At 40.3% G+C, this 15,442-nt stretch carries 20 protein-coding genes and 1 other RNA gene; 6 read left to right on the top strand and 15 right to left on the bottom strand.

Features of this window, described 5'->3' with window-relative positions; all coding sequences use genetic code 11:
• Window positions 1-14: 14 nt before the first annotated feature.
• The 14 genes from WA1_RS56170 to WA1_RS43095 form a co-directional block, all read right to left on the bottom strand.
• Window positions 15-254: a hypothetical protein gene (locus WA1_RS56170; protein WP_148663049.1), complete on the bottom strand. Its 240-nt coding sequence runs from the start codon at window positions 252-254 to the stop codon at window positions 15-17.
• A 21-nt stretch (window positions 255-275) separates the two neighbouring features.
• On the bottom strand, window positions 276-1,334 hold the full coding sequence (locus tag WA1_RS43155; protein ID WP_017748259.1) for an RNA-directed DNA polymerase: 1,059 nt from the start codon (window positions 1,332-1,334) through the stop codon (window positions 276-278).
• Window positions 1,335-1,347: 13 nt separating this feature from the next.
• Complete coding sequence (gene avd / locus WA1_RS43150; RefSeq protein WP_017748258.1) at window positions 1,348-1,704, bottom strand: diversity-generating retroelement protein Avd; 357 nt, start codon at window positions 1,702-1,704, stop codon at window positions 1,348-1,350.
• Window positions 1,705-1,873: 169 nt separating this feature from the next.
• Window positions 1,874-2,719 carry a formylglycine-generating enzyme family protein gene (locus tag WA1_RS43145; RefSeq protein ID WP_017748257.1) on the bottom strand — a complete coding sequence of 282 codons (846 nt, stop codon included), beginning with the start codon at window positions 2,717-2,719 and terminating at the stop codon, window positions 1,874-1,876.
• A gap of 262 nt (window positions 2,720-2,981) precedes the next feature.
• Window positions 2,982-5,630, bottom strand: a complete 2,649-nt coding sequence (locus WA1_RS61465) for a formylglycine-generating enzyme family protein (protein ID WP_017748256.1) — start codon at window positions 5,628-5,630, stop codon at window positions 2,982-2,984.
• The gene (locus WA1_RS43135; protein WP_017748255.1) at window positions 5,627-6,622 is read right to left on the bottom strand and encodes an AAA family ATPase; all 996 of its coding nucleotides are present in this window, start codon (window positions 6,620-6,622) and stop codon (window positions 5,627-5,629) included. The genes WA1_RS61465 and WA1_RS43135 overlap by 4 nt, the downstream gene beginning before the upstream one ends.
• A gap of 4 nt (window positions 6,623-6,626) precedes the next feature.
• On the bottom strand, window positions 6,627-7,985 hold the full coding sequence (locus WA1_RS43130) for a VMAP-C domain-containing protein (RefSeq protein WP_017748254.1): 1,359 nt from the start codon (window positions 7,983-7,985) through the stop codon (window positions 6,627-6,629).
• Entirely contained in the window at window positions 7,972-8,712 is a 741-nt protein-coding gene (locus WA1_RS43125) for an effector-associated domain EAD1-containing protein (RefSeq protein WP_017748253.1), read from the bottom strand. Before WA1_RS43125 ends, WA1_RS43130 begins: the two co-directional genes overlap by 14 nt.
• A gap of 11 nt (window positions 8,713-8,723) precedes the next feature.
• Window positions 8,724-8,882, bottom strand: coding sequence for a hypothetical protein (locus WA1_RS60915; RefSeq protein WP_017748252.1), 159 nt, complete (start codon window positions 8,880-8,882; stop codon window positions 8,724-8,726).
• A 52-nt stretch (window positions 8,883-8,934) separates the two neighbouring features.
• Window positions 8,935-9,231 carry a trypco2 family protein gene (locus WA1_RS60910; protein WP_017748251.1) on the bottom strand — a complete coding sequence of 99 codons (297 nt, stop codon included), beginning with the start codon at window positions 9,229-9,231 and terminating at the stop codon, window positions 8,935-8,937.
• Between the two features lie 624 nt (window positions 9,232-9,855).
• On the bottom strand, window positions 9,856-10,065 hold the full coding sequence (locus WA1_RS60905; protein ID WP_017748250.1) for a PIN domain-containing protein: 210 nt from the start codon (window positions 10,063-10,065) through the stop codon (window positions 9,856-9,858).
• On the bottom strand, window positions 10,066-10,287 hold the full coding sequence (locus WA1_RS43110) for a hypothetical protein (protein WP_017748249.1): 222 nt from the start codon (window positions 10,285-10,287) through the stop codon (window positions 10,066-10,068). It abuts the gene before it with no gap.
• A gap of 802 nt (window positions 10,288-11,089) precedes the next feature.
• Window positions 11,090-11,509, bottom strand: a complete 420-nt coding sequence (locus tag WA1_RS43100; RefSeq protein WP_017748246.1) for a lysozyme inhibitor LprI family protein — start codon at window positions 11,507-11,509, stop codon at window positions 11,090-11,092.
• Between the two features lie 108 nt (window positions 11,510-11,617).
• On the bottom strand, window positions 11,618-12,187 hold the full coding sequence (locus WA1_RS43095) for a 2'-5' RNA ligase family protein (RefSeq protein WP_017748245.1): 570 nt from the start codon (window positions 12,185-12,187) through the stop codon (window positions 11,618-11,620).
• Window positions 12,188-12,268: 81 nt separating this feature from the next.
• Here WA1_RS43095 and WA1_RS43090 point away from each other — a divergent pair, with 81 nt between their 5' ends.
• The 6 genes from WA1_RS43090 (at window position 12,269) to WA1_RS56160 (ending at window position 14,401) form a co-directional block, all read left to right on the top strand.
• Window positions 12,269-12,535 carry a YciI family protein gene (locus WA1_RS43090; protein ID WP_017748244.1) on the top strand — a complete coding sequence of 89 codons (267 nt, stop codon included), beginning with the start codon at window positions 12,269-12,271 and terminating at the stop codon, window positions 12,533-12,535.
• Between the two features lie 35 nt (window positions 12,536-12,570).
• Window positions 12,571-12,667, top strand: an RNA gene (gene ffs / locus WA1_RS43085) — signal recognition particle sRNA small type.
• Between the two features lie 26 nt (window positions 12,668-12,693).
• Entirely contained in the window at window positions 12,694-13,080 is a 387-nt protein-coding gene (locus tag WA1_RS43080) for a phasin family protein (RefSeq protein WP_017748243.1), read from the top strand.
• A 137-nt stretch (window positions 13,081-13,217) separates the two neighbouring features.
• Window positions 13,218-13,628, top strand: a complete 411-nt coding sequence (locus WA1_RS43075) for a hypothetical protein (RefSeq protein ID WP_066613250.1) — start codon at window positions 13,218-13,220, stop codon at window positions 13,626-13,628.
• A 49-nt stretch (window positions 13,629-13,677) separates the two neighbouring features.
• Entirely contained in the window at window positions 13,678-14,055 is a 378-nt protein-coding gene (queF, locus tag WA1_RS43070; RefSeq protein WP_017748241.1) for a preQ(1) synthase, read from the top strand.
• 196 nt (window positions 14,056-14,251) lie between these two features.
• The gene (locus WA1_RS56160; RefSeq protein WP_201789162.1) at window positions 14,252-14,401 is read left to right on the top strand and encodes a hypothetical protein; all 150 of its coding nucleotides are present in this window, start codon (window positions 14,252-14,254) and stop codon (window positions 14,399-14,401) included.
• Window positions 14,402-15,006: 605 nt separating this feature from the next.
• On the opposite strand, the gene WA1_RS43065 is transcribed toward WA1_RS56160, so the two are convergent.
• Window positions 15,007-15,393, bottom strand: coding sequence for a helix-turn-helix domain-containing protein (locus tag WA1_RS43065; RefSeq protein ID WP_272819352.1), 387 nt, complete (start codon window positions 15,391-15,393; stop codon window positions 15,007-15,009).
• Between the last annotated feature and the right edge of the window lie 49 nt (window positions 15,394-15,442).

Raw genomic sequence — 15,442 nt, 5'->3', positions numbered from 1 at the left:
GCATGCTTACTAAGCTACCCCATCTTGCTTGATATTTGGATGCTGTTACCAACATCACAGGAATAGGTCTGAACTCTTCTTTGGCACGCTTGACGCATTCCCATACGACAATTCTGGCACAGGAGAGATCTCGGCAACACAACGCACACAACTCGAAAACCGATATTGTTGTTGTCGTTGTCCGGGTTGTTGTAGTTGCGACACGCGGAACGACAGTTTTCAGGGTTGTTGTTCCACGAACCACCGCGCTGTATTCGGGGTTGCCTACCCCTTCTCTACCCCCTTGTCCAGGCAAGAGAGGCAAATATCTGTTGGCGTAATCGCCATGTATCCCCATGCTCTAAATGAGCAAACCAACTTTGAATTGATTGGGCTACTTTATCTGCTGTAATCTTATCACAAATATAGTCTCTCTTCATCTTTCTCAATCTACGCTTTGCTCTTCGCAAGTTTTCTGTGCGGACTCGGATTTTGTCTGGTAAGACGCGAAAGCCTAAAAAATTAGCACCGTGCTTTGTTTCAAATAATTGGCTCTTTATCGGATGAATCTTGAGTCTTAATTGAGCTAAATATTCTTCAACAGCCCACTGCGCTTCGGTTAAAAACCCCCAGTCGTCAGAAAACAAAGCAAAGTCATCGACATAGCGAAGGTATTTCTGGGCTTTTAGATGTTCTTTAATGAAGTGGTCAAAATTATTCAGATAGAAATTGGCGAAAAACTGACTGGTAAGATTTCCAATGGGTAAACCTCTCCTTCGTTGTACTGGTGTTAATAAATCATCTCCCTCGAAATACTCAACTGTGGCTAACTGTTCGTTACTGTTGTCAACGATCGCATCAATTAACCACAGTGTATCGGAGCATTTGATTTTACGGTGAAGCAAAATCTTTAGTATTTGATGGTCAATACTGGGAAAATACTTTTTGATATCGCATTGAAGTACGTAGCGATTGGAACGAGAAAACTGGGTAAATTGACGTAAGGCGCGATGTGTGCCAAATCCTACTCGATTAGCATAGCAATCATCTATAAATGCAGGTTCAATAAGAGGGACTATTATGTTACACAAGGCATGATGCACCACCCTGTCTTTATATGGTGCTGCAGAAATCATCCGACTTTTTGGCTCTTTGATATAAAAGGTTTTATAAGCTCCGGGTTGGTAAGTTTTCTGAGCTAGTTCTGTTTGTAGTTTAATTAATTCTTCTTCTAAGTTGTAATTAAAAGCTAGAACGTTATCTCGAAATCTTTTTCCTTTTTGGGCTTTCTTTGCAGCTATTAAGAGGTTTTCCAATTCGAGAATTTGAGGGTAGAGGTTTCCGTGGCGTTTCATGCGATCGTTTGTATTAGCTGTTCGATTGCTTGAGCTTGTTCTGCTGTTTGATCCAACCGCCTAACTCCCTTCCAATCTCATTAATAAACTTACCTGCGTATTCGTAACGATGTACGGCAATTAACTCGAAATCCAGTAAAAGTCTGGTTTGATGACGTAAAATATCCAGTTTGCTGCTTAATGGTTCTAATTTGGATAATTTATCTTTTGTATCATATCGAGCATCTATTAAATTTTCTAAGAGATCGTACAGTTCTTTAATCATCCTATCCCCTAAGATAAATTTATGAGTGTTAGGTAGGCGATTCAGAATCGGCACGTACCATTTAATCAAATCATAGGTTTTTTGGATAATAGGTAGTTCTTCCATGTGGGTGCTGAGAAAATTTCAGGCAAAATTTACAGACTGGAATTTACATGATATACTATATTTGTGTAGTTGGATTTTTGAAAAAAAAATTTAGATCGCTCCACTCCGTTACGCTTACTAAGTGCTAAGAAAAGAAGAGCCAAGGGCAAAAGCGCTCAAGTGCTAAGGGCTACTGAGTTCTCGGCAACACAACGCACACAACTCGAAAACCGATAAGGTCGTAGCCGTTGTCCGGGTTGTAGTAGAGGCGACACGCGGAACGACAGTAAACAGGGTTGAGGTACCACGAACCACCGCGCTGAAGACGACTTTGGTTATCATTATTTCCCAAATCTATCCAAGCTTCTCCATCTGTGGGTGCTCCTTCATAACTCTCGTGCCAATGGTCGGCACACCATTCCCACACTTGCCCGTGCATATCGTATAACCCAAAAGCATTAGCTACACCAAAGCTGCCAACAGGTGTGGTTTCTTGGCGGTAAATTCCTTTGTTTCCTTTCCCGTAGGAACCTGACCATTTATATTCTTCGTCGTCTGTACCTCTATAATTAGCTAAGTCAGTGGAAATTGTCTCGCCAAAGTGAAATGGAGTTGTAGTACCTGCTCGACAAGCATACTCCCACTCAGCTTCACTTGGTAGACGGTAAGTTCTTTTCGTGTAGTTGGATAGGCGATCGCAGAACTCTACACAATCATACCATGAAACTCGTTCAACTGGTCGATTTTTACCTTTAAAATAAGATGGATCGGGTTTGAGTTCGCGGTTCACTTGGGGAAGAAACGCTACTGCTCGCCACTGTGCTTGAGTAACTGGGTACTTGCCCATACCAAAAGGTTTAACTGTGACTGAGTGTTGAGGACTTTCCCAGCTTAAGCGTTCAAGTTCTTCTTCTGGAGAACCCATCAGAAAACTGCCACCAGGGATCAGCACAATTTCTAGTTGGACTCCATAGCCCAATTCTTCAATAAAATATTGTGCTGTTTGTCGAGAACGGTTGATGACTACTTTTGTCATTTTTAGAGGTTAGGGAAAAAAGATTTTTATGGTTGATGATCGGCTACAAGATTCTCAACTTCTTCAAGAAGTCAGGAATCGGAATAACATAATTCTTCTAAAAGCATGATACGTCGTAAGGCAAGTTAAATAAAACATACTTTTATGGAGTTCTAGTTAGTTATTAGGCAGACTCAATCGAAAAAAAAGTTTTATTTCCTCCACTCCGTTACGCTAACCAAGTGCTAAGAAAAAAGGAGCCAAGGGCAAAAGTGCTCAAGTGTCAATGGCGGCTATGAGTTATCGGCAACACAACGCACACAACTCGAAAACTGATATGGTCGGTGTTGTTCTTCGGATTGACGGAACTGCGACACGCAGAACGACAGAGTTCGGGGCTGATGTACCACGAACCACCGCGCAGGATTCTTAAATGATTCTCATTATCTTCTAGTCGATTTATCCACGCTTCAGCATTTGTAGGTGCTCCATGATAATTCTCATGCCAATGGTCTTCACACCATTCCCACACTTGCCCATGCATATCGTATATTCCAAAAGCATTAGCTACGTTAAAGCTTCCGACAGGTGTACTTCCAACAGGTTTGTTCTCTTCACGATAAACACCTTTAACACCCGAACCATAAGTAGAGTTGGCATTATAGTTAGCTAAATCAGAGGTAATCGTTTCACCGAAATGAAACGGAGTTGTAGTACCTGCTCGACAAGCATACTCCCACTCAGCTTCGCTAGGCAGACGGTAGGTTTTGTTAGTGTATCGGGAAAGGCGATCGCAGAACTCTACACAATCATACCATGAAACTTTTTCCACAGGTCGATTGTCACCTTTAAAATAAGATGGATCGGGTTTGAGTTCGCGGTTAACTTGAGGAAGGGACACAACAGCCTTCCACTGTGCTTGGGTAACTGGGTATTTGCCTAAGAAAAAAGGTTTAATTGTCACCTTATGTTGAGGTCCTTCACTACTTCTTCGCTCCAATTCATCTTTTGGCGAACCCATCAAAAAGTTACCTTCAGGAATAGCTACCATCTCTAGCTGCACTCCATCCCCCAAATCTTCGATAAAGCCCCAAGCTTGTTTCCGGCTCCGTTTAACTATCAACTCTGTTTTTCGCCGGAACAAACCTGTTTTTTTCAGTTCGATGGTAGCTACTTCAAATTCAAAAGGTTGCAGGTTGATACCTAAAGAATTATCTGTCTCATCCTCAATGGAGATAGTTGCTACCTCAAATTCAAAGGTTAATAACTTAGGAAGGTTATCAGATATTTCTGTAAATTTGGGGATAACTTGCGATTTTTGTTCTAATTGTTCTACTAAAGCAGCATAGTCTTCACCTAGTTGACGCAATACCTGCTTGGTAACTTGAGCAAAGGGAATAATTTCTTCTTGCGTGTGAGTATCCCACTCAGGGTTAGGAACCAATAATGCTGCAAAACTCTTGATTTGTAATCCTGTCTTACTAGCTATATATTGAGAAACAACTTCCAACACCTCATCAATTTTGGTAATTCTTACAGAACCAAGCAAACTTTCCCGAACTCCATCTACAAATTTATACTGCCAACGATCTGCTTGAGTCTGTGAGTGCTCTTGAACTAGTTGCAACAGTCCACTCATAAAAACCTCTGCCAAGTGAATTTGCCTTGATTTTGGCAAAAGTTCTTTCTGAATGAGATGGATTACAGGCAAACTGACAGGTGCAGCTGCCATTAAACCTGCTAATTGTCTTGCAAGAGGAGACGCTGTTGCATGGAATCGTTTGACTAATAGTTCTGGATCTGATGTTTGCTTGGAGTTCGGAGATGGAGATTCTGGTATGAACTCAGTCCAATTCGGCTCAAATAAAACACCTAATGTCTGAATATTACCAACTCCAGCAACGACTCGCGCCCACTCTGTTAAGAGTTCGGGTTCTAGCGTCACTACAGGAAACTGTAAAGCTACTGTTGGTTTTTCTTCTTGCCAAATGGGTAATCCACTAACAATCAGTTGTGAATTGAGGACACCAGGAGTGAGAGCGCTTAGTTGCACGGAGGTTCCCAATCCTAATACTGTTCGCTCCCACAATTGCTCTGGCAACAATTGTAGTACCGCAACTGGAACGCGATCTCCCCAAAGCTTTAATAGTTTGTGTATTTCCCCTTTCCACCATAGAGGTGAAATACAATCACTAATCAACAATATCAATCGCCTACCTGTAGCATCCAATAACTCTTTTGGACTTCGAGAACGTTGTTTTTTTCGGATTTTTTGTTGTTTTGGGAAAAGCTGGGGTGTTCCATCTGTTTTCGTTTGTAGACTCCAAGTATACACGTTGCGAAATGCCCCATGCTGCTCCATTAACTTTTGGAATTCTGCAATGGTTTGTGCCCAAACAACTGTTGTACGGGTTTCTTCCACCACCAACACTAACTCCAACCAGCGTTCCCGTGCGGGTTGCAAAACAGGCGACCAAACCTGATATTCTGCAATCTGTCGAGCCGTACCTTCTTCATCCAAAACTAATTCTGTTCGGGATGGCACTTTTCGCATGAGGGGACGAATTGATCGCCCTAAAGCCAATGAATTTTGTAAAGCGGCTACAGCAGGAGCTTTAAAGGGAAGTCCTTCTAGTGTGGGTGATGATTTGTCAGAAGAACTAGATTCAGGAAGGGTATCAGACGCGTAAGCAGGAACAGTAGGCTCTTTTATAGAAGGGGTAGGTAATGGAGGAGAAGTTTGTGCAGTATTTGCTGAAGTAGATTTTATCTGTGTAGGAGGTTGACTAGATCCTTCCAATGCTTGCTTAGTTTCACTTGACTTTTGGGTAACTTGTTCCATCTGATTTGCCAGCCAAAGGATATCGGCAATTTCTTCCGCATTTAGCTCTAGCCCAGCCTTTTCTAAACGAGCAATTAACGATCCAATCATAACTCCTCTGAACTATCCAAATACTTCAATACCTGCTCAATTAAGTCATCTTTATTGTTGCCTATTGGAAAATTTCCTTTTGTTACTAGGTAAACTGCATTGAGCAATTGATCGGTTGCTAACTCTCCTTTTTTCCGTTTATCCAGGAACCTAGCAATCAAACTATTTGCTTGTTCGGGTAACTTGTTGTCTAACTTTAGATGTACGCTTACAATACGCTCTAACTCTTTCTGCTCAGGCTCTTTGATATTTAGTCTCAGACAGCGCCGCAAAAAGGGCGGTGGAAAATCTCTTTCCCCATTACTTGTAAGAATCACAAATGGAAAAGTTGTACAACGAACACGTCCCTCGCGAATTTTTACTGTTGTTTCTGCTTTACTAGTGTCTGCTGTACTAGTATATGCCGTTTGCACTTCCACTTCATTTAATTTACCAGCAATCCGCCTGAGTTCTGGAATTTCAAACTCTCCTTCCTCAAAGATGTGCAGTAGATCGTTAGGCAAATCAATATCACTTTTATCAATTTCGTCGATTAACAATATTCTTGGTTTTTCTGAAGGAAGTAAAGCCGTTCCTAATGGTCCTAAGTCAATATACTTGCCAATTTCTTTCAGATTATCTTCACTTGCACCTTTTGCATCCTGCAACCGCCCGATCGCATCATAACGATAAAGCCCATCCTTTAGTGTAGTGCGAGTTGTAATTGACCAGTGTAATACTTCTCCCAAATTCAATTCATAAGCAACGGCGTAAGCCAGAGATGTTTTACCTGTTCCTGGCTTACCAGTTACTAATAAAGGTCGCCGTAAATATAAAGCTGCATTGACTAACTCTATTTCTTCAGGACGGGCTTGGTATGTTTCACCTCGTCTTTGCTTTTTAGCAGTCCCCTCGTCAGTATTGTTACTGAAATTTCTCCAACTAGGCGGCTCTGGAAGTTTCCAATCATTATTTTGCGTTCCATCCCCCTTAAAGATTTTCCAGTCATTCATATGCTTAAGATATAAATTTTGGTACTTGATAAAAAAAGTCTACATCAGGTGTTAGGCGATCGGGGTCTTCCCAAATCAACGAAAGATGATGTCCTACATGGTCATCTTCTTCTTGTGGTGCATCAAGGCGTTTTTTTCTAACATTTTCTGGAATTTCTCCAATACTGCATTCTAAAAGAAAATCAATTAAGTTGTTGTCTTGAGTTTCTATACTCTTAAAAGTCGATCTTAGGCAAATAGCCACGGGAGTAGCAGCGATCAGCAACACAGAAAATATTTGGCTCGTCTTTTTTGGCTCTTCTGGGAATTTAGTAAGTATCAAACCTACTTTTTCATCTAGCGATCGACGAAGATCTGTTGGTTCATAATTTTGCGAACATATAAATGTCTCTCTACACTTACATACTTGTGTTACTTTCTGCCATTTTTCGCGCCAACGGACTTCATGCTTGCTACGATACTTCTTGTCCAAACGTTCAAATGCACGGACAGTCACTCTATATTTTTGTCCAATTTTTTCTTCATAACCATATTCCTCTTTTATACATTTATCAACTGGATAGCTAAGCAGTTCGTAAGGTAGAAAAAATTCTACAGTTAGATTTTGTAGAGGATAGTCATCACTTTGCTCTAAAAGCAAATCCACGATTTGAGGCAAATCATCGAGTGTAAAGATATCATCTGGAGAATCAGATACATAAAGAGTTTTATAACCTTCTTCACGTTCGGGTTGATAATTTTGAATATTAGGAATCAACCAAGCTTTCACTTGAAATTGATTGAAATTCGATTTTTTTTGATTAATATTTATTAATAAATAAGAATCTGAAGGTTGATTTTTATTAATCAAGTCTTGTTTACAATCGTGAAGTAATTGAGTAAACTGAGCAATATTATTTTCTCCCCATTTTTTTATATTTTCAGCCAATTCTTGAGATATTTTAGAATCAAGAACTAGATGGGCTACAAAGAAATCAATAGGAGTAAATTTTTGATTATTACTAGGGAGATCTTGTAAAGTTGCTAAAATGTCTTTTACAGTATCGCTCTGTTGCAGAAACCCTTGAGGACAGCAAACTTGATACGCTCTTTTAATAGGAGAAATATCTGATTTTTGATAAAGTTGAAGAATTTGAAGCAGAGAATCTAGAGGATATTCTGAATTGGTAAGGCTATTTAGCTCATCTTCAACCTCTCGCATCTCTTTCTCTTTTTCCAGAATTTGTCGCTTTAATTTCTCTAGAGTTGCTGCATTTCCCTCGTTGTTTAATTGCTGATTCAGCGCCTTATATTCCTTCATCCGAGCGTCTAAGCGTTCTTGAAGAACCTTCTTTTTGATTTGCGAAACTCTACTTTCTACCATGTTCCAATTCGTTAATCTGTTCTTCAACTTTTTTCATATCCTGCTCGATCGCATCAAGCTGTCGTTGCAAGTTATTGCGAGTTTGAGCGTTTTCGGTGTAATTCAACTGGTTAGATACTGCTTCAAAGTCACTTCCCAGAATTTCCAATCGTTTGTTCAATTCTTTAAGTTTAATTGCTTGCACCCGACTCCAAGATTGATTGGAAGATAAAACAAGTAACCGACCTTGAAGCGTATCGATCTGCTGTTCCAACGTGTCCTTTGGTTCATTAGGTATCTGATAATTGATTTCTCGAATAAATTCTTTTAACTCAGGATTACCTGAATTAGCAGCATATGCAGCTTGCACAAGGTCTTGCGATTGCCCCTGGCTATTAAACCATTTTATAAGATTGAATATAAGCTCTGTATAATTTTTACCATCTGCAATAGTATTTAAAGGAATTCCTAACTTATCGTCTAGCATTCTCTCTAATTCAGCTTCACTTGGAAACGCACTGATTAAAGCATCTCTCAGTTTTCTTCGTTGCTCATTGTCTAATGTCAAAGTCATAGTCGGTGGTAATTTATTTTCAGATGATTTCACTGGAGGTGTAGGCGATCGCAAAAAAGGTAGAACTGGTTCGTGATGGACTTCCCCAGAAAAACCTTCCACACTCACTTTAAAGCGCTGTTGGTTTCCTTCAATCGGATAAAATCGCAGTTCCAGCAAGTTAACTTTACTCATTGGTCTGAATATTATTCACCAAGGTCATCATTCAGGTTGCTCTCCTCATCACCTTTAAAGAGTCCTGTTAAACTGTTATTCAACGTCGCGGGCATTTTTTCCGAATACTTCTTCTCGTAAAACTTCACTAAAAGTTCTTTATCAAACAGAGGAGATAGTTTGACTTTCACCTTATGAACTTCATCTCGACTGCGATCGCATGGCAGCGCCGCCGTACCCGGCTTATCGCGAAGCGCAAGCTGTACCCAGCTTATCGCCTCCTACCTCACCACCAATTTCACCCCCAACCCCCAGCACGTTAATTTTGACGCTTCCCTTAGCACCTGCTTTACCAGTCCGCTTGATAGTCACCTGTAACTCCAGTTCCACAGACTCCACAAACAGGAAAGGAGCATCGCGATCGCCCTTGACGCAAGCCGTACCCGGCTTATCGTTTCCTGGTGCAACTGAAAGAAGGTCTTCTTTAACCTGTTGAATCAATTCAGCCAGTTCAATGGAGCCTTTATCTTGTTCAGACATTAGTTTTGCTATAATAGGATTTTAATGTATGAGTTTTTAACAAATGTAGTTTGCTACTACACAAACCCGATTTTGGCTGATAACCAATCTTATTAAACTATAATCCTTGTAAATAAGCAATTCCCCTATTACTTTGCAATAACCCCCTTGCCAAGCAACAATGACGCACCAGTCTGAAATAGCTTACAAATAGACGGTTTGAGCTTATGTTTTACCCCACCCTAACCCTCCACGCGTGAAAGGGAGAGGATGACAGCTTAACTTGGTAGGCGCTAAGTCCTGTTTGTGTAGTTGGATAAGCGATCGCAAAACTATATCATTGTTTAACATGACGGGATTTTGGAAGCAACTATTGCGATCGCTACCATGAGAAAGCAGGTATTTTTCCCAATAATTTCGCTTTACTTAAAAGGGTTTACAATTGTAAGTTGTCGAGCGATGACCAAATTATCTTGCATATCTTCTGAGTAAAGAATATCACTATTTACAGATAACGCATTAGCAACTATCAAACCATCCCAAAACGAAAATCCGTATCGAGTTCGTAAATCGGACGCATTGATAAAAATTTCATAGTCTAGTTCTATTACTAAAACTCGGTTATAAAAGGATTGAATAACTTGCTTAATTTGCTATAGCAGTAAATGAGGCTTTTCGACACAAGACAGAGCACACCTCATTAATAACTTGAGTGCTGACAACAGCATTAACATTATTAATTAAATTGATTGCCAAAGACCGTTTTCTAATTTCTTCAGTCTCACTAGAGATTGGATCGACCATGAAGAGATAGAGCCAAATATTCGAGTCGATAAAACAAAGTTCGCTCATCATTTATCGCTCGTGCATTTCTTCACGGGTCATTGAGCGAATTCCTGGCACTGGAATCGGGTTTTGCGCTAGTCCATCCATAATATCAAATTGCATGGATTGCTTTTTAGGCTGCTTGAAGACAACAACTTTGACTGTACTAGCCTCTGCCAATTCGTGCTGATATTCTTGAGGAACCACAATGACTCCATTCTCAACTTTGGCTTGAAATTCTACGTTTATCATATCGACACTCCATTTTACTCTAAAGTAACAAAGATTCCTACAAACCTCAAAGTAAAACAAACTAGAGTGCGCTGCGAAGCACAAGCCGAAAGAGTGCTTATCGCGAAGCACAAGCTCTACTCTGCTTATCGCTCTTAAACTTGAAGTAATTTATCTCGTGAAGAGTTGTTATTAAGATTTGCCAACAGCGATCGCGATTAGACGAGAATCTGTTTGTAGTTGTGAGGTCTTTGTACTGAGTGCAACTGCAAACCAATTCATGGATAAGTCATCAGTCGAACATGATGTTAGCTGTTCAAACCTAAAAATACATGAGCTGGCAATAACAGTAGATATCCGGTACGAGTTGGTAGCAAAATTGCAGGAAGCTTGCTACAATCTATCGCAGTCCTCAATCAAGTTTCACAGCAATTGTTCCACGAAAACGGGAGCATCCCAACTTGGAAAAAACACGCTTGTGATTGAAATCAAGCCTATACAGACCAAGTTCGCCTAAGCGCAAAGCGCACGCTACGCGAACGCGGACTTCTTATAAAGTCCACGCAGGTGGACTTTGTTTGTATAGCCCCAGAATTCCATTCTGAGAGCAATGGACAAAACACTCTACTCTGGTAGTTGTTCGCGCACCATCCAAGCTTGCTCATCTTCATCAAAGTTCTTGTCATCAAACTTTGTACTTTCAGTTTATGAACTTCATCTCGACTCTTGATAAGAATTAGACAAATAACTCGTGTTAGCGCAACTTGGTCTAGATCCCCGACTTCTTAAAGAAGTCGGGGATCTGAGCTACATTTCTAAAATATTACCGAGAGAGAAAATCTTGCAAATCCTTTGTGCGTTGTTTTGTCAATCTCTCAAGACATCCGTTGCGGAAAACTTCATACCCCGTCCCACCACGAGAACCGTAGGTTTCAAAATTACAGTTGTTATCGCGGAATTTAATCCAAGCTTGCTGTGCGGAAACAAGTATTTGTTTCTGGTCGTTGATTAGATTAGATGTCACTCTTTTATACACTTCATTTAAGCGTTTATCTGCTGCTTCATAAGACAGTTGAGAACAATATTTCAGTTCTGGTGTCGTGTTAGCGTTGTTACAATTAACTTTTTGAGCAACAATCTCTTGTGCTGGACTTGGTGTGGAAATTGCTGCAATAGAAAAGGGAGCGATCGCTACACTTAAGAAAGTGGTATTCAGTCTCTGATGAATATTTCTTACAGACATAGATATTGTGATTTTTAGAACTTACAACTCAATAGATTTTCTTAGAAAAATTGAGTAAAAAAATAGTATAAAGCATGAAAAGAGTTTGAGAAGCAAAAGATATAAATCTTAAAAGTTAAGCTGTTGTTCGGTTGTAGAAGCTACAAAAGGAAATTCACTTTTAATATTCCACCGATTGCCATCATGAGCTAGCAATGTTAAAACCGAAGCCGTAAATTCAAAATGTAACTGACGCTTTTCAAATTCTGACCATGCAGCTTGAAAGTTTTGTCTGGTTAAATCCTTAAAAGCAACTGTCATGTGAGGAACAAAAGGACGTGTTTGGCCAACTTTGTCTGTAATTCCCAAGTGAGTTTCCAGATATGACATGAAATTTTGATGTACAGTAAGCAATTCAGGACTTCTGACAACGTCAATATAAATGACACGAGGTACAAAGGCTGCATAACCGCTAAGGGTAATCGGTATTGAATTTTGACGAAGAGCAAAAGTTTTCAAATGTTCCTCCAGTAAAGGGATATCAGTATCTTCCCATTCAAAAGGTGGTTGCAGGGTAATGTGCGGTGGAGATTTTTGAGCATGGCTGCTAGCATACTTGTCAGCAAAATACTGCTTGATTTGGTTAGCGTAGTCTTGGATTTCTTGGGGTGGGAGAAGAGCTATAAAATATAGTTTCATGGGTCACTGGTCACTGGTTACTGGTCACTGGTCACTGGTCACTGGTTACTGTTTTAGCAGTTTGATGAGGTTGTAAAAGGAATGCCTTGGTTTGTGAAGATAGAAGAAGGTAAGGTAGATAAGCCTATTTTTGACCAATATGTACCAGATCATAAAGCTTACGTACAAGATCTGATTGCCAAAGGACACAAGGCAAAGACGGGTTACTGGGCACAGCGTGGAGGTGGTATGATGATCTTTGAGGCAGCATCAATGGATGAAGCACAGGCAATTGTAGCAAGAGACCCATTGATAGAAAACGGTTGTGTGAGCTACAAAGTCTACGAGTGGAAAATTGTTATGGAATAACACTCAGTTGAAAAATTTAGTGCTATTATAAAAAAGACCTGGATCTACGCGGCTGCAACGCCCAAACCTTGTCAGGACCGGAAGGTAGCAGCAATACGGGATGCTTGTAGCAGGCGTAGTCTCCGGGTCGCCCTATTTTTAGGAGCACAGAAGCGACAATGCCCGGTTTTGGCGATATTGTTAAAAAAGCTTTTTATCTCGGTGTAGGCTTGGCTTCTTATGCGGGAGAGAAAGCAGGCGGTACACTATCAGAATTGCGATCGCAAGTCCAAAAACTGGCAGACGAAATGGTTGCGCGGGGTGAAATGACGACAGATGAAGCCCGTCGCTTCGTTGAAGATATGATGAAGCAAGCGCAACAAACACCGACATCTGGTTCGACAAGCGATCCAAAGCCTCAGTCGGAACCACGTCGCATAGAAATTTTGGAAGAAGACGAAGAGCCAACAGCGAAAGCGACTCCTCCTACAGAGAATGTAGATAAACTGCGCGATCAAGTCAGGCAAATGCAAGAAGAATTGCGTAAGTTGCAACGAGATAAGTAATAATTTAAGTATTGGAGACACAGTTGATTGTGCCTCCAAAGTTTTGTAAGTTAAGTAGTCCTCAGAATGTACGCAATTGCTTGAAGCCATGTACAATTAGGCGTCCACTGAAGAGGCTGTTAAGGACGTAAAAAACTATGGAAAAGTGGCAGAAAGAGTTTTGGGAAATGATGGAAACAGTGGCTGACGAAGTAGAACGCTTTTTTCTGGGGATGACAGAAATGGTAGATACCTTCTTTGAGCTTACGGAAGAACTGAGCGAACAAGTGCAGGATGCGATCGCATCTGATGTTGACCAGTATTTACAAGATTTGACAGAACCGATTTTAGAAGCATACTGGGAACTTGAAGATATTGTTATAGACGATGTTATTCTAGATTCTGGTTTTCCATATCCAGTTGAACCCTCATCAGAGCGAAATGCTGCGTGTATTGGATGTCGTCACTACCACGGTCAAGTCTATGGCGGGGGATTGTTAGTTTGTGGTATGCATCCATATGGATGGAATGATGAGAATTGTCCCGATTGGGAACAAGATGAGTTATAAATCAGTGACCAGTGACCAGTGACCAGTGACCAGTGGTAAATAAATAATTATGGAAATGAAGTATGGTGAGCGTAATATTGCGGAGGGACAACTTATTACGTTTCCTAATCCTCGTGTCGGAAGGCGATATAACATTGATATAACTTTGCCTGAATTTACTTGTAAGTGTCCCTTTTCTGGCTATCCTGACTTTGCCACAATTTACATTACCTACATCCCAGATGAACGAGTAGTGGAATTGAAGGCACTGAAACTATATATTAATAATTATCGCGATCGCTACATTTCCCATGAAGAAACAGCCAATCAAATCTTGGATGATTTTGTTGCGGCTTGCGATCCTTTAGAAGTAGTTGTTAAAGCAGATTTTGCACCTCGCGGTAATGTACACATGATAGTTGAGGTACGGCATCAGAAGCATACGTAAGTTACAAGAAAGTAAAAACAAAACAGCGATGCACGTCTTTTTATTACCTGGTTTGTGAAACACAATGGTTGCAGCCGATGTCCTTTTAGGGGAGAACCTAACATTTAGTGCAATCTTGTCCACAACGATCCCAAAACATAGATACAATTAGGTAAAATTTACTTAGATTGTCAGCAGAAAAGGGAAAAACTATATTTTGCCCAACACAAGTCAGCCTCGTCTCTTATCTTTTACTCTCGACGGTTGGACTGCTCTAGGCGGTCAGGTTTCCGTGTTCCTGGTTGACCGAGTTGGGGTATTAGTTGGTCGAAACGGGGCTGGTAAATCAGCTATCCATAAAAACTAAAAAAAGAGTAGGTAACAATCAAACAGTTGAGAATTAATAGCAATAGACTGACAAGAGAATTTAGAGGCACATTCCCGTGCAAAGAGCGAAGAGGAAATGCGTCTCAAGCTTGAGCCACGAAAATAAAAGAAATAGAAAATTTTAAGATTTCCCAAAAGAAATATAGAAAAATTGAGACAGAATTGTTCTGGGGAACTCTGTTGTTATGTTAAATGTCGAAGAGATGTCTATACAGAATAAGTAACTATAGGAATTTATCTATCAATTACCACAGAAAATCTGTTCCCGTCTTATTGCTAATAATTGAGAATAGCGAGTATGTCTTAGATCCGAGTTTTGACGCTTTCTCATCTGTTTTTCTTAGAAAAACAGTATAATTTTACTCTTTTTTTAGAGATTTTTTTCAGTAATTACCGTTTGTGACAGTTGGGGTGCGGAATGGAGGATGTATAAGCCAGTAATATCTTCAACTTTTGAATCAAATTCCTGATCTGGGGGGGGGAGTCAGCCAATATCGGCTTTGGTGTGGCTTTAATTGGGCTTCTTCTAATAATCTTCCAACGTGTCGTATTGATATGCTTTCGATGATGCCAAGTTTTATAATTTCATCCGCTAGTTCTCTTGGTGTCCAATGACTTATTGGTCGTCCGTAATCGGATGGTGGTGAACAAGCTTTTCGCTAATAATTCAACTACTTGTTCCATACTAAATTTTACTGGTGCGCCAGCACGCTCAGAATCCTGTAATCTTTGAATAGTCAATAATTCTTTTCCGTCGGTCTCCAACCATCGGTTTCGCCATAAACTAACTGTATGCCTGTTAATATCCAAATCTCTGGCGATTTCCCGATTATTTTGACCGTCAGATGCCATCTTGATTATTTTTGCTCTCAATACTATTTGTTGTGGCGTGTTGTGTCGGTTGATTAATTGTTCAAGTTCATAGCGATCGCTATCGCTTATCGTTAATCTTCTTAAAGTTAATTTTGGCACACCTCTATCCCTCTGTACTTAGAGACAACAATATTTTTACCTTACTGTT

Origin of the sequence: Scytonema hofmannii PCC 7110 (genome assembly GCF_000346485.2) — a bacterium.
GTDB lineage: Bacteria > Cyanobacteriota > Cyanobacteriia > Cyanobacteriales > Nostocaceae > Scytonema > Scytonema hofmannii.
The sequence above is the reverse complement of the archived record's forward strand: the minus strand, read 5'-3'. Positions and strand labels throughout refer to the sequence as shown.